This window comes from Exiguobacterium sp. UBA7533, from assembly GCF_002479335.1.
Taxonomy (GTDB): domain Bacteria; phylum Bacillota; class Bacilli; order Exiguobacteriales; family Exiguobacteriaceae; genus Exiguobacterium_A.
This window is the reverse complement of sequence record NZ_DLMP01000003.1, coordinates 147,525-164,646: the sequence shown is the minus strand read 5'-3', so window position 1 is coordinate 164,646 and position 17,122 is coordinate 147,525. Positions and strand designations below refer to the sequence as shown.

General features: G+C 47.2%; 18 protein-coding genes and 1 riboswitch. Of the genes, 11 read left to right on the top strand and 7 right to left on the bottom strand.

Features of this window, described 5'->3' with window-relative positions:
- Positions 1–20: 20 nt before the first annotated feature.
- Entirely contained in the window at positions 21–902 is an 882-nt protein-coding gene (locus tag B2U10_RS06365; protein ID WP_290786404.1) for a DUF1002 domain-containing protein, read from the bottom strand.
- Positions 903–1,095: 193 nt separating this feature from the next.
- Positions 1,096–1,202: riboswitch (TPP riboswitch) on the top strand.
- 72 nt (positions 1,203–1,274) lie between these two features.
- On the opposite strand from B2U10_RS06365, the gene tenA reads away from it, so the two are divergent.
- Entirely contained in the window at positions 1,275–1,970 is a 696-nt protein-coding gene (tenA, locus tag B2U10_RS06360; RefSeq protein ID WP_290786401.1) for a thiaminase II, read from the top strand.
- A gap of 51 nt (positions 1,971–2,021) precedes the next feature.
- Positions 2,022–2,318 (top strand): hypothetical protein, encoded by a 297-nt coding sequence (locus B2U10_RS06355; RefSeq protein ID WP_290786398.1) that lies wholly within the window; start codon positions 2,022–2,024, stop codon positions 2,316–2,318.
- A 30-nt stretch (positions 2,319–2,348) separates the two neighbouring features.
- Here the strand turns inward: B2U10_RS06355 and B2U10_RS06350 are convergent, their stop codons facing one another.
- A complete protein-coding gene (locus B2U10_RS06350; protein WP_290786395.1) occupies positions 2,349–4,265 on the bottom strand; it encodes a glycoside hydrolase family 3 protein in 1,917 nt (638 codons plus the stop codon).
- Positions 4,266–4,466: 201 nt separating this feature from the next.
- The gene (locus tag B2U10_RS06345; protein ID WP_035409037.1) at positions 4,467–5,240 is read right to left on the bottom strand and encodes a sporulation protein; all 774 of its coding nucleotides are present in this window, start codon (positions 5,238–5,240) and stop codon (positions 4,467–4,469) included.
- Positions 5,241–5,350: 110 nt separating this feature from the next.
- On the opposite strand from B2U10_RS06345, the gene B2U10_RS06340 reads away from it, so the two are divergent.
- The 7 genes from B2U10_RS06340 to B2U10_RS06310 all read left to right on the top strand — a co-directional run bounded on the left by B2U10_RS06340 (position 5,351) and on the right by B2U10_RS06310 (position 10,727).
- Entirely contained in the window at positions 5,351–6,535 is a 1,185-nt protein-coding gene (locus B2U10_RS06340; RefSeq protein WP_056060286.1) for a class I SAM-dependent methyltransferase, read from the top strand.
- A gap of 30 nt (positions 6,536–6,565) precedes the next feature.
- Positions 6,566–6,991, top strand: coding sequence for a BrxA/BrxB family bacilliredoxin (locus B2U10_RS06335; protein WP_023467616.1), 426 nt, complete (start codon positions 6,566–6,568; stop codon positions 6,989–6,991).
- 287 nt (positions 6,992–7,278) lie between these two features.
- Positions 7,279–8,052: a transporter substrate-binding domain-containing protein gene (locus tag B2U10_RS06330; protein ID WP_035409033.1), complete on the top strand. Its 774-nt coding sequence runs from the start codon at positions 7,279–7,281 to the stop codon at positions 8,050–8,052.
- Between the two features lie 57 nt (positions 8,053–8,109).
- Positions 8,110–8,769 carry an amino acid ABC transporter permease gene (locus tag B2U10_RS06325; protein ID WP_035409731.1) on the top strand — a complete coding sequence of 220 codons (660 nt, stop codon included), beginning with the start codon at positions 8,110–8,112 and terminating at the stop codon, positions 8,767–8,769.
- A gap of 13 nt (positions 8,770–8,782) precedes the next feature.
- Positions 8,783–9,505: an amino acid ABC transporter ATP-binding protein gene (locus B2U10_RS06320; protein WP_035409728.1), complete on the top strand. Its 723-nt coding sequence runs from the start codon at positions 8,783–8,785 to the stop codon at positions 9,503–9,505.
- Positions 9,506–9,570: 65 nt separating this feature from the next.
- Positions 9,571–10,107 carry a GNAT family N-acetyltransferase gene (locus B2U10_RS06315; RefSeq protein WP_035409031.1) on the top strand — a complete coding sequence of 179 codons (537 nt, stop codon included), beginning with the start codon at positions 9,571–9,573 and terminating at the stop codon, positions 10,105–10,107.
- A complete protein-coding gene (locus B2U10_RS06310; protein WP_035409030.1) occupies positions 10,089–10,727 on the top strand; it encodes an HD domain-containing protein in 639 nt (212 codons plus the stop codon). Before B2U10_RS06315 ends, B2U10_RS06310 begins: the two co-directional genes overlap by 19 nt.
- Positions 10,728–10,790: 63 nt before the next feature.
- Here the strand turns inward: B2U10_RS06310 and B2U10_RS06305 are convergent, their stop codons facing one another.
- The 4 genes from B2U10_RS06305 to B2U10_RS06290 form a co-directional block, all read right to left on the bottom strand.
- A complete protein-coding gene (locus B2U10_RS06305) occupies positions 10,791–11,504 on the bottom strand; it encodes a ZIP family metal transporter (protein ID WP_035409029.1) in 714 nt (237 codons plus the stop codon).
- Between the two features lie 298 nt (positions 11,505–11,802).
- On the bottom strand, positions 11,803–12,567 hold the full coding sequence (gene fadH / locus B2U10_RS06300; protein WP_290786391.1) for a 2,4-dienoyl-CoA reductase: 765 nt from the start codon (positions 12,565–12,567) through the stop codon (positions 11,803–11,805).
- Positions 12,568–12,652: 85 nt separating this feature from the next.
- Complete coding sequence (locus tag B2U10_RS06295) at positions 12,653–13,588, bottom strand: manganese-dependent inorganic pyrophosphatase (RefSeq protein WP_023467624.1); 936 nt, start codon at positions 13,586–13,588, stop codon at positions 12,653–12,655.
- A gap of 57 nt (positions 13,589–13,645) precedes the next feature.
- Positions 13,646–14,722, bottom strand: coding sequence for an N-acetylglucosaminidase (locus tag B2U10_RS06290; RefSeq protein ID WP_290786388.1), 1,077 nt, complete (start codon positions 14,720–14,722; stop codon positions 13,646–13,648).
- An 86-nt stretch (positions 14,723–14,808) separates the two neighbouring features.
- Between B2U10_RS06290 and B2U10_RS06285 the strand changes: the two genes are divergently transcribed.
- Both B2U10_RS06285 and B2U10_RS06280 read left to right on the top strand, forming a co-directional pair.
- Positions 14,809–15,762, top strand: a complete 954-nt coding sequence (locus tag B2U10_RS06285) for an aromatic acid exporter family protein (protein WP_290786385.1) — start codon at positions 14,809–14,811, stop codon at positions 15,760–15,762.
- Between the two features lie 231 nt (positions 15,763–15,993).
- Positions 15,994–17,118, top strand: coding sequence for a M20/M25/M40 family metallo-hydrolase (locus tag B2U10_RS06280; protein ID WP_056060303.1), 1,125 nt, complete (start codon positions 15,994–15,996; stop codon positions 17,116–17,118).
- Positions 17,119–17,122: the final 4 nt, after the last annotated feature.

Below are 17,122 nucleotides of genomic sequence, written 5' to 3'. Positions count from 1 at the left end.
GTTAATTGCGGAAGTCTGAATTATTTGAACACACCAGCAATCGAGCTGAAGAAGTCACTCAGACCATCAAATAATTTAGCGAAGAATCCTTTCGTCTCCTCGGACGTTGCAAACGCATGGATGTCTTGACCAGCATTTTTCAGTCCACTCTCGATTTGCCCCCAGTTGATGTTCGCTTGCTCCATTTGATTGAATAGATTCGTCAACCGATCCATCTGTGCATCAGACAGTTGGATGTTGTTGTTTTGAATGACTTGGACGATCAGGTTTTCGATCTCGACTTTTGTTTCCGGTTTTTGATTCGCGATTTTGGCCTTGATCTCATTCATCAAATCAGCGACTTTATCTGTCCCGACTGTCTTCCCGACGTCTGATGTGACCGATAATTCTTGCTGTGCTAAATCTTTCCGTTCGTCACTCAGCTTGATTCCGGTCTCAGCCGAAGTTTGATCATAGGCTTTCATGATTCCTGTCAAGGCGGATGTCCCGGTCACCTTGTAAGGGGAAGTAATCGTGATGTCGGCATCTTTGACACCCGCTGTGACGAGAGCGTTCAAATACATATCCTTCGTCACCCACGTGATGTTTTCCGTCGCAACGGAAAGTCCGTCACCTTTTTCCGTCAGTTCGATTTTAGCCGACGAATACATGTTGCCGCCCTTTTGTGACTGGGGGATGTTTTTCCCGAGGTATTTTTCTTCGTCTGCAGAGGTTGCGATGATCGGTGTGATACCTTCCGGTGCATTGAGACGTGAAAGCACCCAAGCCTTATCTTTTGCGCCGAGTGACTCACCGAGAGTGACGATCGTTTTATCGACGACCTGCTCGGCGGATGCGGCTGTCGGAAGTAATAAAGCAGAAGCGATAACGGCTGACGCCATGATTTTTGTTGGTGTATGCATAATGAAATCCTCCAATTGTAAGTAACAGAATGAATTATAGTATCAGGTACTAAAATTAGTGTACGAGAACGAAAGAAGTTCGGAATCGGTCTGTAGATGGAGACGATATCCGCCTTCTGACACTCTATAGTATAGCGAAAAGAGGACAACTTGACTTCCGTTTTCAGCATGCTATAGTGGATTTGAATCGAATAATGACCACTAGGGGAGTCGGTAGGCCGACTGAGACGAACGAAGACGTTCGGACCCTTTGAACCTGATTAAGTTCGTACTTACGGAGGGAAGTGGCGTCAAGTCTTGTTCTTCTTGCGCCATGCCCGTGTGTTTCGGGGTGGTGTTTTTTCGTTTCATAAAAACGAGGAGGATGAGATCATGACATTCACACAAGAAATCAAACAAGCAGCACAAGCGTATTGGGACAGTAGTTTTACGCACCCATTCGTTCAAGGAATCGGCGAGGGAACGTTACCGCTCTCGAAATTTCGACATTATGTCATGCAGGATGCGTATTACTTAAAACACTTTGCGAAGATTCAAGCGAAGGCAGCGTCAAAAGCAGATGACTTTGCGACGATCGCGACACTTGCCGAGCACGCGACTTCGACATATGGGGCAGAACTGAGCTTGCATCAATCATTTTTCGAGCCGCTCGGTATCACGGAAGCAGACCTTGAAGCATTTGAACCGGCACCAACGGCATATGCTTACGTCTCACACATGCATCATGCGAGTGAAGGGACGCTTGGTGAGACGATTGCTGCCATCTTGCCATGTTACTGGTTGTATTATGAAGTTGGACAACAATTATTGACGTGTACACCGTATGAAAAAATCTATCAGCAATGGATCGACACATATAGTTCGGAATGGTTCGAAAAGGTCGTCTTTGAACAGATTGCACGGCTTGATGCGTTGGCGGAACAAGCAAGCCCGACTGAACGAGAGCGGATGAAACGGCATTTCGTGACGAGCTGTTATTATGAGTTGCTGTTTTGGCATATGGGATGGACGGAAGAAACGTTTACGTCGATTTACGAGACGATTCCAGCACGGACGGTATCTTCCTAAAGAGTTGAATGGTAGAATTAGGTATAACATTTAGCGGAAGTAGGGGTAGAAATGGAAATCATCGTGATCGTACTCGCGATCAGCGCCGCGTATGCCGTGCAACGAATGCTGGGTAAAGTCAAAGTAAGATTTATTGGATATATCATTCCAACGTTAATCGTGTTGTCCGGTATATCCGCTACGACTCGAAACTTCAAGGTAGCATATAGCATGGGGAGCTACATTTCTGCTGTTCTTGTCATTGTCGTCTATGCATTACTGACCTATTGGTTATACCGCGTCTACGATCGTGCGAAAGAAGAAGCGGAATATCCGTATCAATCATTAAAAGACCGAGGCATCCTTTAAAGGAGTCTCGGTCTTTTGTGTATCATGTTCTCATTTTTTCCAATTTTTAAAGCCGTCACCAAATTCGAGATGCAGTTGATCGGTAAAGATACCGTTCTGAAAGACTGGTACATCAACAGGTAGAGTGCCTTGGGGCTTAAACGTTCCGAAAATCGCTCGGATACCGGCAGGGAGGTTCGGTCCCGCTGATTTCAGATTGCCTGCTTCGGAGTCCGGTCCGTTCGGATCCCCTTTAAAACCATAGACGAGGACGTGTGCCGGTGCGTCCGGTTGAACGGCGACATCGTATGGATTGCGGAGGCTAAGCAAGACGGATGGTATATCTGTTTGTTTCGCATACCGGAAGATTGAAGCCGGAATCGCTTGTTCTGGTGCAGTAGGCAGTAGTTTGGCACTCGTATTGACGTTTGAACCGACGATGATGTAATCTGCTGCATCGAGTTGTGCCCGTAGTGTCGGGTTTTGGTCGAGCGGTAGCGTAGTAGCCGAGTAATTCGCTGTCGTTACGTGCCAGTTCCGGTTCTTAGGCAGGGAAGCAATCGTCTTTTTCATGCTGTCCGTTTGATCCGTCGCAGGGGCGATCACAAGAACGTTTGCATTCTTTTTCGGCTTGAAGGGTAACGTCCGCTGATCATTTTTCACGAGTGTGACCGCGGCTTCCGTCATCGCGCGTTCTTTTGCTTTATGTTCGGGACTACCGACGATTTGGTTCGCTTGCGCGAGTTTATCTGCTAAGGATGTCGTATCCGTCGTGCCATTCCATATTCCGCGTTCTGCCTTCAGCGTCAGGATCCGCTCGACCGATTGATCAATCCGTTCCTCTGACAGACGTCCGTCTTTGACTGCCGCAATCACGTCCTTAAAAATCTGGTCGAGTTTTTTGACATCCTGCTCGGAACGAAGAATCGTCGGCATGAGCGCGATGTCGACACCGGCGTCAAATGTTTTCAGAACGGCTTCTGATTCCGTAAAATTGTCGGCGATCGCCTGCATATTCAAAGCATCCGTGATGACGATGCCATCGTAGCCGAGTTTTTCGCGCAGTACGCCCGTGATGACGTCATCCGACAATGTCGCAGGTAAAGGGAAAGTGCCGTTTTTTGACGTGACGACTTCAGACTCGATTTGCGGCATTCCGATGTGTCCTGTCATGATCATATCGATGTCTTCGGCGATGGCTCGCTTGAACGGGACGAGCTCGACTTGTTCCAGCTCCTCCAGGGACCGGTCGACAACCGGCAAGCCATAATGGGAATCGGTCGCGGTATCGCCGTGACCCGGGAAGTGTTTCGCGGTCGCTGCGACGCCTTCAGTTTGAATATCCTTCATCAAAGCGGAACCGAGCGTTCCGACGAGCTCCGGGTCACTTGAGAACGAGCGAACACCGATGACGGGATTTCCAGGGTTACTGTTGACGTCAAGAACCGGACCGAAGTTGACATTGATGCCAAGCGCATGCAGTTCAGAACCGATGATATGACCGGCATCATTGGCATACGCGCTACTACGGGTCGCACCTATCGCCATATTGCCGGGTAAGTTCGTTCCTGTTCCGAGCCGAGTGACGATGCCACCTTCTTGGTCGATCGTGACAAAGAGCGGAATATCGTTGCTGTCATCTTGTTTGACGACTTCTTGCAGATCATGAACGAGTTTTGTCGTCTGTTCGGTTTCACTAACGTTCTCAGCAAACAAAATGACGCCACCTAAATCATAGCGGTCGATGATGTTCGCGACTTCCGGAGCAAGCGACGTATGGTTACTGCCATTCCACTGCCGGAAGTCCGGCATGATCATCTGTCCAATTTTTTGTTCGAGCGTCATCGTGTCGATTTTTTGACTGATCCGATCTGCTGAAGATCCTGCCTCTGCCATGACAGGCAAACTACTTGAAACGAGTACTGCTGCGAGTCCTGCTGTTAACGTGAATTGCCCGATCCTTTTCATGATGTACATCCTCCTCTAGTCAAACCACGACTGGAATTCTTTTCAATACGGACAGTATAGCAAGGTGCTTGTTTTAAAACAATATTTTATTTGAAAACGATTACATTAGCAAATAAGTTTTAATAATGTTTTTGTGCATTCCGATTTGAACAAAAAAATGACTCCCCTTGAAGAGGAATCACTTTTTAGTCATTCGATCGATCAGCTATAGCGCTCCACGATGTTTGTCAGCTGGCGTTCGACAAATGACTGATCCTGCAGTTCACTATTGGATAGGCGTAGTTTGATCATCGACTCATCCGCTCCAGCCATTTCACTGAACAATGATCCGAGACTATGCGCACGACGATCGACTTGGACGATTAAATCAATCCCTGAGCTGTCTTGGAGCATGATGATTTCGATCTCATCCAGTTTATGAGCGTAGTGTGTATTGCGTGCTGAGTATTCAAGTTCCTGAGCAATCGGTAAATCTTTACGGAATCGTCCAGGTAATTTTTCTGTATCGGCTTTCTTTAACCGGAAGCCAAGTGACTCCATGGCATCTAAGACCGTCGTTTGGTAACGGTTTGCTTCGACGATGACAGCGTCACGGTCCGACGGATCAACGGATTGTGCGATGTCAAGTCCGGTCTCGATCCATGATTTCGATTGGCTGACGGAGAGTGGCGTATTTAGTGGCACACGTAATGTGAATGGAATTTCCCGCTCGACACCCGCTTCGATCGTGAACTTCGCTTCATTTAAGGCAAACCGGTCGAGCGTAAAGGTCGTAAACGTCGTACTATCATTGACTTCTTGTTTGTACTGCGTGTTGAATTCAAGATAAATCCGGTCAATTTCTTGATCGACGTTTCCACCTTTGATATGGACGACACCGTGGATTTGACCGCCTGGTTCACAGCGATCATCCGTCAACCGTGTGTCGACCGTTGCAGCACCGATTCCGATTTGTGAGAGAATTTTTTTGAACATGATGCATTCCTCCTTTTAATTACGTAAGAATGATGAAGCGTGTAAACTTGTCGAACAGGTACGAATTTGCTACAGTTTCGAAAGAACATTAGAAAAGGACGGGACGACTAGTGGAACTACATGAATTAAAAGCGAGCCTTGCTTCGAAAATCACGCAAGGAGTACTGATCCATGCAACGATGAGCAATCCGCGTCAAAAATCCAATGATCTCCGACGAATCAAGGTAAAACCGATTCTATTAAGAGATACGGTGATGATGCAGGTTGAGTTTCAATTTGAACGCGTCATGAAGCATGAAAATATTTTAGTGGAGGATTTCATCGGTCGACTCGATGACTGGTTCACGGAATTCCGGCAATTCCTCTTCCGTTTTGAAGAAGAAGAATGGCAGTTCCAGCTCTCGAAAAAGATGAAAGTCGCGATCAAGACATCCCAAAAGGAACCAATGAAAGCACTCTTGTCGCATGACCGAAAAAAAACCTATCTATTAGAAGACGGTGTACCGGTTCCGTTTCTGATTCGTCTAGGTGTGATGACGGAAGCGGGGCAAGTCAAAAAACAGAAGTACGATAAGTTCAAGCAAATCAATCGCTTCCTTGAATTCGTCGAGGATAGCATCGCCGCCTTACCAACAGGAAAAAAACTGCGGATTTTAGACTTTGGTTGCGGGAAATCGTATTTGACGTTCGCTCTCTACCATTATTTAAAAGTCGTCAAAGGATTCGACCTTGAAGTGACAGGTCTTGATTTAAAGAAAGAAGTTATCGAAGAATGTACGCAAATTGCACGTGATCTGGATTATACCGATCTGACATTCCGCGTCGGAGACGTTCATGATTATACAGGGGAGACGGAAGTCGACCTGATGGTGACGCTTCACGCTTGTGATGTTGCGACGGACGTCGCACTCGCGCGAGCTGTCGACTGGAATGCATCAGTCATCCTAAGTGTACCGTGTTGTCAAAAGGAACTGAACCGTCAATTGGACTGCGCTCCGCTTGATGTCATGCTCCAGCACGGACTGATCAAAGAAAAATTCGCATCACTTGCGACGGACTCGATTCGTGCCGAGTTATTGACGCTTGTAGGATATGAAGCGCAATTGCTTGAATTCATCGATCTTGAGCACACACCGAAGAACATCTTGATCCGTGCGTACAAACAAAACAAGCGACCAACGGAAGAAAAAATCGACCGGTACATCGCATTCCGTGATCTGTTGCAGGCACGACCATTTTTAGAAAATGAATTAAGCGGCAGACTTGGACAGATTTCACCGAAACTCGTACAATAAGAAGGAGAACGAATCAAAGGAGGCAATACGATGGATTTCCAAATGTATTTTGAAGATGTCGTCCAAACAGCCCGCAAAGAAGCGCAAGCTGCTGGATTTGAAGAATTAACGACGCCAGAGAGCGTGGATGAAGCAATGAAACGGGAAGGTCTGACACTTGTCCTTGTCAATTCTGTTTGTGGATGTGCTGGCGGGATCGCCCGTCCTGCAGCAGCGTACGTCAATCGGAAAGAGGGCATCAAGCCCGATCATTTCGTCACGGTATTCGCTGGACAAGATCGCGAAGCGACAGACCGTGCGCGTGAATATTTCGAAGGTTATCCACCTTCATCTCCATCCTTTGCGTTAATGCAAGATGGAAACATCCTCTCGATGGTCGAGCGCTTCGACATCGAATCGTTCACGGCGGAAGAAGTCGTCGAGAAACTTGAATCATTAATTGAAATCTACGCCTAAGCGAAGAAGACTCCTGAAAAAGGAGTCTTTTTTTGTGTATTCATAAGACTAAAATAATAAATTTTAAATTTGAAAACGTTTGCAAAATTGTATAAACAGTCATTTATGCATGATTTATGAATAGAAAGTCAAAAAAATTTATATATTTATGCTTTACAGTGAATAAATATTCGTATATCCTAAAAGCAATAGAACAGGTCAGGCTTTTCGGTATTGAATTGGACATACACATAAGTCATACTATTGTTAAAGTTCTGACAATTGAGCGTTGGAAGGGGAAAACTCGAATGAAAAAATTATTAGCAACGGCAATGGCAGGCATTCTGGCAGTCACAATGGCAGCATGTGGCGCGTCGGAAGAATCAACAGGTGGATCAAGTAAGGATGATAAAGTATTGACGATGGGAACATCAGCGGATTACTTCCCATTTGAATACATCGATACGAAAAAAGGAGAAGACATCGTCGGCTTCGACGTTGCGATCGCCAAAGAAGTTACGAAAAATCTTGGATATAAATTAAAAATCGAAGATATGGAATTCGGTAGTCTACTTGGTGCGCTTAGCTCAGGTCGTGTGGATTTCGTCATGGCGGGCATGACACCAACGGAAGAACGGAAGAAAAATGCTGACTTCACGGACATTTACTTCGAATCGAAAAACTTAGTCATGACGAAGGATAAAGCGATCAGTTCAGAAGATGAACTCAAAGGTAAAAAAATCGGTGTCCAGCTTGGTTCGATTCAAGAGGGACTCGCGAAAGACCGCTTTAAGGACAGCGAAACGGTTCCATTGAACAAAATCCCAGAAATCATTCAAGAATTGAATACAGGTCGGATCGATGCCCTCATTATCGAGGATGCAGTCGCCGTCAAATACATGGATCAAGATGCCTCCCTGAAAACGTACCAGATTAAAGAAGATGGTCCAGCTGGTTCAGCAATCGCCTTCAAAAAAGGGGATAAGATGCGTGACGATTTCAACAAAGAGCTGAAGAAAATGATCGACAGTGGTGAAATCGATAAATTAGCAGAAGAGTGGTTCCAAAAAGAAGCAAAATAAGTCAAGTGCATGGGGGTGGGGGTAACCTCATCCCTTTTGTGCGACGTTAGGAGATTGATTATGATAGACTTTACAAAGATTCAAGATTCAATTCCATATATTCTCGAGGGCATTCCGGTCCTCTTCCAAGTCGTCATCGTAGCAGCCATTGCCGGGATGCTGATCGGAATCGTCGTCGCGGCACTAAAAATCACAAAAAGTCGAATCCTCCGTTTTATCGGTCATGCCTACACAGCGATTTTCCGGGGTACACCACTGATTTTGCAACTGGCAATCGTTCACTTCGGATTACCGCAACTAACTGGATATGTCACGACAGGATACCAATCAGCAATCATCGCCTTCTCTTTGAACTCCGGAGCGTATATTTCGGAAATCATTCGGGCAGGGATTCAGGCTGTTGATCGTGGACAATGGGAAGCAGCAGACGCGCTCGGTATTTCGTATTTCAAACAACTGCGTTCGATCATTTTGCCGCAAGCCTTTAAAAATATCCTCCCAGCGATCATGAACGAATTGATCACGTTGACGAAGGAGTCGGCGCTTGTCTCGACGGTCGGCGTACTTGATGTCATGCGCCGGGCGCAAATCGTCGGAGGAGAAAAGGCAATCTATTTCGAACCGTTATTGTTTGCCGGATTCGTATATTTTGTTCTTGTCATGGGATTGAGCTTGATAGGCCAACAAGTCGAAAAAGCTATGAGAAAGAGTGGGTAATCAGATGGAACCTATGATCCAAGTCACCGATTTGCATAAGCAGTTCGGAAAATTAGAAGTATTAAAAGGTATCTCGACGACGGTTACACGCGGTGAAGTCGTCGCTGTCATCGGACCGTCGGGATCTGGTAAATCAACATTTCTACGATGTATCAATTTACTTGAACAACCAACGAGTGGGACGATCATCGTCGATGGTTTTGAACTGACAAAACCAAAGGCGAACATCTCGAAAGCACGTCAGAACATCGGCATGGTTTTCCAACAGTTCAACTTGTTCCCGCATAAGTCTGTCCTTGATAATCTGACGTACGCACCAATCAACGTCCTCGGGATTTCAAAGGACGAGGCGATTAAACGAGCGGAGACGTTACTGGAACGTGTCGGTTTAGCGGAAAAACGCGATAATTACCCGAATCAGTTGTCAGGTGGACAAAAACAACGGGTCGCGATCGCCCGCGCACTTGCGATGGAACCGAACGTCATGCTGTTCGATGAACCGACATCAGCCCTTGACCCAGAGATGGTCAACGAAGTGCTAGACGTCATGAAGCAGCTTGCTGAGAGTGGAATGACGATGGTCATCGTGACGCACGAGATGGGCTTCGCAAAAGAAGTCGCCGATCGTGTCTTGTTCCTCGATGAAGGAATTTTAATGGAAGAAGGTTCACCAGTCGAACTCTTCGACAATCCGAAGACGGACCGGGCAAAAAAATTCCTCGAAAAAGTTTTATGATCACCGTACGCTAACTCTGAAAAGGGGTTAGCGTTTTTCGATTTTTAATATAGAGGGGGATAAGAATGAAAAAACTACTGGAAGGTCATCATACTCGTCTGACACGTTTTCAACCGGAAGATACCGAAGTGATGCAACGATTGCTTGACGATGCGACATTCGCCCGTCATTTTAGTGCAACGCCATATCGTCATTTATCCATGGATAAGATTGAAAAGATGATGGCGACGGATGCACCGGAGACGTTTCGATTTGCGATCCGGAACTTTGAAGATGAACGGATGATTGGGGTGGTCGCATTAGAAGATATTTTACCGACACACGGAACGGCGTGGTTGATGATCGGCATCGATCCGGATTGTGAAGGGCAAGGGTATGCGACGGATGCGCTACAGACGATCCTCGAATACGCCTTCTTGGAGCTGAATCTGTACCGGATTCAATTGACGGTCTTTGATTATAATTTGCGTGCAATTAAATTATACGAGCGACTTGGGTTCGTGCAGGAAGGAAGATACCGTGCTTTTTTACGACGAGACGGAGAGCGGCATGACATGTTACTGTATGGATTACTTGAACCGGAATGGAGGGGTCGACAATGATTCAAGAAACGGAAGCGTTCGTCCGGTCGTTTCATGCGACGGACTTTTCAGGTCATGATTATGCTCACATTGAACGAGTTCGCCGTTTAGCGTTACATATTGCAAAACAGGAAGGCGGGAATACCCGGATCATCGAATTAGCAGCCTTACTTCATGACGTAGCAGATAGCAAACTCGGGGGAACGGCAGAGACGGTCGCCACCTTTTTGCAAGGAAAGGTGACAGAGGAGGAACAGGAACAGATTTTAAACATTATCACGAGCCTGTCCTATAAAGATGGCACACGTCCACCAATGCGAACGATCGAAGGACAAGTCGTCCAAGACGCCGACCGTCTCGATGCGATCGGCGCAATCGGGATTGCGCGAACGTTTCAGTTCGCTGGTCGGTTCGGGGAGCCAATGCATGTGCCAGGACTAACACCACGAAAGCCGGGTGATCGAACAGGCGAGACAAGTGCCCTGAATCATTTTGAAGAAAAGTTATTCCGACTAAAAGATTTAATGAATACGAAGACGGCCCATCATTTAGCGGAGGAACGGCATCGCTACATGGAAGAGTTCGTGGCTCGTTTTAAGGAGGAATGGGAGGGGGTTACGGGAGGAACAGGTGAGTTTTAAATTGTTTAACACATAAGGCGTGTTGTCCGGTTCGTTTTCCAGACAACGCGCCTTATGTTGTATTTAACTAAGGATGATGGCAGTAATTAACCCAAGTGCTGCGAACAGACCAACGATCGCGCCGCCTTCCTCGTGAGCTTCCGGCATCATCGTCGAAGCGAGCATCGCGATGATCCCACCACTTGCGAAGCCACCGATCATGGCGAACTGCATGTCTGGTAGTTCTGCGAGAACCGTATAGCCGGCGAGTGAGGCGAGGGCGGAGATTAACCAGACGACTCCCCACATCAGCAAGACTTTTTTCTTCGAAAAGCCATCTTTTCGTAACCCCGTCGTACTCGATAAACCTTCCGGGATGTTACTGACGAAAATTGCCGCGACGAGTGCCGCGCTGACATTTCCAGATAACAGACTGGCACCGATCATGATTGATTCTGGGATGGCATCAAGAATCGTCCCAAAGAAAATCGCCGTCCCCGTGCCTTCATTCCCACCAGACGAGCGTTTCCGTTTACTCGCGCCGCGTGACGAGACGAACAAGTCAAAGCCTGTAAAGACAAGTGCCCCGACGATAAAGGAAATCGCGACGACGAACGTTGTTGATTTCTTTAATGCCTCATCGAGCAACTCAAATGTCGCTGCTCCAATCAAGATTCCTGTTCCAAACGACATGATGTAACCGATCAGTCGTTGTTTTAAGGGTAAGTACAGTCCAAACAAGGCGCCAATGACAACGGCGCCACCTGCTAACGCACCCCAACCGAACGCACCCCACATATGATCGCCTCCTTCTTGTACTTTCTACCTGTTCTATATAATTCATAAACATAGCGAAAAGAAAGAAAAATAGTTCGAGACGAATGTAAGGGGCTGACTCCAAAAAAGAATGCCGCGTCTTTTCACGCTCTTTCCTCAGGCGAGACACAAGCCAGTTTTCCTGCTTCATTCAAGCTGGAAAGCAGATCTTGTTCGTCTCTGACAGCGCAAAAATGCGCTTTTTCCTGTAGGAGTGGCGTGAAACGCGTCATTCTTATCTTTGTGGAGAACGACTTCTTAAGTAATTAAATCTCAATCATCAGAATGGTTGTTTATTTAACCAATGACCACCGTCAAGAGCGATGCATTCTCCGTTCAAATAGCGGGCTTGATCTGATACCATCCAGGTTGCGAGCGTCGCGATCTCTTCCGGTGTTCCGAATCGACCGAGTGGGACGTTGCGGCGAATTCGTTCCGCGTGTTCCGGTGATAAAGCGAGTTTATCGGCACCACCCGTTCGTTCGATCGGTCCCGGACTGATCGCGTTGACACGGGCTTGATATTTATAGCCCCATTCGACGGCAAGCGTCCGCGTCAAGTTCAGCACGCCGGCTTTTGCAGCAGCACTCGGAGCGACACTGGCACCTGCCTGCCATGCATAAGAAGCGACGATATTGACGATTTGACCGCCAGCGACTTGATCTTCCTGCCAACCCTTGACAAGAGCGTGACAGCAGTTAAATGTTCCGTTGAGGACGATATCGATGACCGTCTTCCATCCATTCGGCGATAATTCGTCGGTCGGACAGATGAAGTTCCCGGCAGCATTGTTGATTAATGCCTCGAGACGACCGAACCGTTCGCGTGCTTGCTTGACAGCATCAAGACAAGCGTCCGCATCACGGACATCCATCTGAATCGTCAGATGTTCACCTTGAATCTGACCCAATGCTTCATCCATGAGTCGCAAGCGTTCCGCGTCGCGTCCTGTGACAACGACGTTCCAGCCGGCTTCCTTTAAGGCGAGCGCCATCGCTTTCCCCATTCCGTTCGTTCCACCCGTCACCATGATCGTTTGTGTCATATTGCTTCCTCCTTTATGTAATGAATGAACAGCCATTCATATTCTTTATTCAAAAAAGAAGGAGCGAACTCCTTCTTTTTCTGACTTATTGTGTTGCAAGAGCTGTATCTGTTAAGACAGGAACGACTTGTTTCTTACGTGAAACGACACCTTCGAGGTAGACGAGGTTGTTCGTCGCTTCAAGACCGTAAGCACGTTCGACGAGATTCGCTTCTTTCCCGAGGACGAGTCCGACAGAGTTGTTCGTCAAGATATCCGTGACGATGAAGACGAACAGATCAAGTCCTTTTGCAAGGATGACTTCGTTGATCGCTGTTTCGAGTTCTTCTTGGCGAAGCAAGACTTCAGCTGTATCGACAGTGTTGACTTGAGCGATTTCGACTTTGAGTGTTCCCATCGTGAATTCTTTTGCATCAAGTGAGATCAATTCAGGAACGGATTTTTTCGAGAGATCAGCTCCAGCTTTGAGCATCTCAAGACCGTAGACGTTCGCATCGACACCAGCGATTTCTGCGAGTTCACGTGCTGCGATGATATCTTGCTCTGTGCAAGTCGGTGATTTGAACAGAAGCGAGTCAGAAATGATCGCTGATAGCATCAGACCAGCGATTTCTGGTTTGATTGCAACACCATGCTCTTTGTAGAGCTTGTTAAGGATCGTTGCTGTACAACCGACTGGTTCTGCCCGGTAATAGACAGGATCCGATGTCTCGAAGTTTGCGATTCGGTGATGGTCGATGACTTCTGTTACGGTAACAGCGTCGATATCGTTCGCACTTTGCTGACGTTCGTTGTGGTCGACTAAGATGACGTGTGACGCTTCTGTCGCGACCTCTGTCACTAGACGTGGTGCTGAAACTTTGAACGTATCGAGCGCGAATAACGTTTCATCATTCATCTCACCAAGACGGATTGCTTCGGCATTGACACCGAGCGCTTTTTTTAATTCTGCATAAGCGATTGCCGATGTGATCGTATCGGTATCAGGATTTTTATGACCAAATACTAAAACTTTTTCCATGACGTGTTCACTCCTCAATGATTGTTGTCTCGCCCTATAGTGTATCATATCTCGGATTTAGAAGGCGTTCATTTTCACTAGGATACCAGCGATTTTTTCGCTCCAGAAGGGGTCTGACGCGTAAAAGACATTCATTCCTTTTTGTTTGTTCCCGAGGTAAGCCCCGCGGAAATAACGTCCATCCCGATTAAGATAGTCCTTTGCGATGAATCGGCCGGTCTGCTCGATTGAATCCGTCAAGGATTTATAAGCAGTCGCATCTTCTCCCGGGGCAGAATCCGTCGCATTGACGCCGAATAGATTATTTTTTTCGCGGGCAATCTCAGACCGTCCATAGTCGGATTCGTGGATGGCGTGTGCAAGCAGGTAGGCTGCGTTGACCCGGTATTTCTTTTCAACGGACTTAAAGACTTTTCCTTTCCCGACCAAAGGGCTGTCCGGCGCTTGCTCCTTGATGAACGCATCGAGTTGTTTGGCACTCAGGCGCGTCGGTTTCGTCAAATCACGTGTCAGTGTCTTCGATTCGACGTATTTGCTCGTCCGAGACGTCGCGTTCGTCGCTTCACCAGCGACAATCAATCCACCAAGTCCACCGTCAGCAACGATGTAGTGAAGGAGTCGATTTCCCTTCGTCTGATAGTACGACGGATTCGAGACACGTTCTGCCGGGAACGGACGTAAGCGATCCGTTGGAACATAACCAGTTGCGCCTGCGACGCTGACGCGACTCGTCTGTTCACCGAACTGAAGCAATTGGACGCGTGTGCCGGAAGCGACATAGGTAAGCCGTTTCTTTAAATCGGCGTCATGATGAATCGACAGAATACCACGATCATCGACGATTCCGGTACCTTGTCCACCGAGATAGACGTAGCGGTCATCGGAAGCGCGCTTTACCGCACCACGCTGACCCGCATACTCCTTTGCCTCGGCGAACGTTTGGAAGTCTTGTTCGTTGATTGTACCTTTCTCATAGCGCTCAGCTGTATAAGGAGCCGGTGGGGATAAAACTGTCTTCGGTTCCTCACGAAGCCAAAAGAACAAGAGAATGCCGATGAGGAAAAAGAAGAGTAACCCTTTCAGTGAGCTAGTCCGGCGCACGGGGCGACCAGGACGGATAGTGCGTGTCGTCAAAGAAAATCACGTCCTTTAAAAAGCAATGGACATTCGTGTCCAACGTAGGTAGTCTAACAAAGAAAAACAAAAGGGAGGTGAACCTGATGCAAATCGGTTATCGAACGCTGAAGACGGCAGTCGCTGCCGCGCTCGCGATGTGGATTGCGGAGCGACTTAAGCTCGATTATTACGTCTTCGCTGCGATCATTGCGATCTTGAGTATCCAATCGACACGAAAGAAGACGTTTCGGTCGTCTTACGAACGGATCATGGCGTCATTACTTGCCATCGTACTTGGATTCATTCTGTTCGAAGTCATCGGTTATCGTCCGGTTACGTTATTGATCTATTTCATTTTATTCCTTCCATCCGTTCAACGCCTCCGACTTCAGGACGGTTTCATCACGAGTGTCGTCATACTGACACATTTGTATACGGAACGTCAGCTCAACGCACACATCCTGTTGAATGAATCCTTATTGCTCGGAATTGGTGTTGGTGTCGGAATGCTTGTCAACATGTACATGCCAAGTCTTGATTTGTTGATCGACGACCGACGGGAAAAAATTGATCAACGGATCGCGTCCTTATTCTATGAAGTCGCGGCCGCGATCGAGACAGGGCGAGTCAATCATCATGCGTTGACGCTTGACGAGACGGAACGTCTGTTACATGAGGGAAAAGATGCTGCCTTAAAACGGATGGGGAATGCGATCGGTCGACGTAATGACGATGAGGACTATGCCTATTTCCGGATGCGCGAACAACAATTCGAGCTCCTACGTGGCATCGTCCATCATGCGGAGGAACTTGTTCTCGTCGTCGAAGAAGGAAAAAAAGTCGCCGCCTTCTTTCGGACGATTGGCGACAATGTCCGACCTGAAGCCGACGCAATGGTATACATTTTAGAACTAGAAGCGCTATTGACGCGTTTTCGTACCTCTGCCTTACCCGTCACGCGGGAGGAGTTCGAGGTTCGATCTGCCTTGTTGCATATGCTGCAGGAAGCAGAGCAATATTTGCGTCTCAAACAACGCTACGTCAATCAAAAGAAATAGAACATCGTTGAAGCGAATGTTCCGAGTAGGAAAATCGCTAAGATTCCGATCGTCGTCCATTTAATGATCCGTTGTTGTTTCGATGGTCTTGCCATATCGTCATGTCCTCCTCTCTCATATCGACTGATTACTGCCATTGTACAAACAACCTTTCAGAAGTGCAAATGGCTGTCAGGATGGTATACTAATAAAGCGCTATTGGATTGAAGTATATTAGAGGAGGTTTTTGTCATGGTCAATGAACAACGCGTATTGGATACGTTTTTAGAGCTTGTCCAGATCGATTCGGAATCAAAAGAGGAAGCACGGATTTGTGCTCACTTGAAAAAAACGTTTGAGGATCTTGGATGTGACGTTTTTGAGGATGACGCTTCGTCTAAGACGGAACACAAAGGAAATAACTTGATCGTCACGCTTCCGGCAACAAAAGACGGGGTCGATAAAATTTATTTCACTTCCCATATGGATACAGTATTCCCGGGTCAAGGAATCAAACCAATCATCGAGGACGGTTATGTCAAGACGGACGGCACGACGATTCTTGGAGCAGATGATAAAACGGGACTCGCTTCACTAATTGAACTCGTTCATGTACTCAATGAGACAAAACAACCACACGGAAAAATCCAGTTCGTCATTACAGTCGGTGAAGAATCTGGACTTGTTGGGGCGATGGTCCTTGATTCATCGAAAATTGATGCGGATTACGGTTTCGCACTCGATTCAGACGGAAAAGTAGGGGACATCATCACCGCTGCTCCAACCCAAGCAAAAGTCAATGCGAAGATTTTTGGAAAAACAGCTCACGCTGGTGTCGCACCAGAAAAAGGGGTCTCGGCGATTACGATTGCTTCAAAAGCCATCGCGAAGATGCCACTCGGTCGGATTGATGAAGAGACGACAGCTAACATCGGACGGTTCAGCGGTGGTGGTCCATCAACGAACATCGTTTGTGATTATGTAGAAATTTTCGCGGAAGCACGTTCACTTGTTGCTCCGAAGATGGAAGCGCAGACTGAGAAGATGAAAGCGGCGTTTGAAGAAGCAGCGGCAGAACTCGGTGGTCGTGCCGAAGTGGAAGTCAAAGTCATGTACCCAGGCTTCAAGTTCGAAGATGGAGATCAAGTTGTCGAAGTCGCAAAAGCAGCCATCACACAACTTGGACGTACACCACGTCTCTTGCATTCTGGTGGCGGATCAGATGCCAATGTCATCGCTGGTTTCGGTATTCCAACGGTCAACTTGGCGGTCGGATATGAAGATATCCATACGACGAATGAGAAGATGCCAATCGAAGAACTCGTCAAAACAGCGGAACTTTGTGTGACGTTAGTCGATTACATCACGAACAAATAAGCTG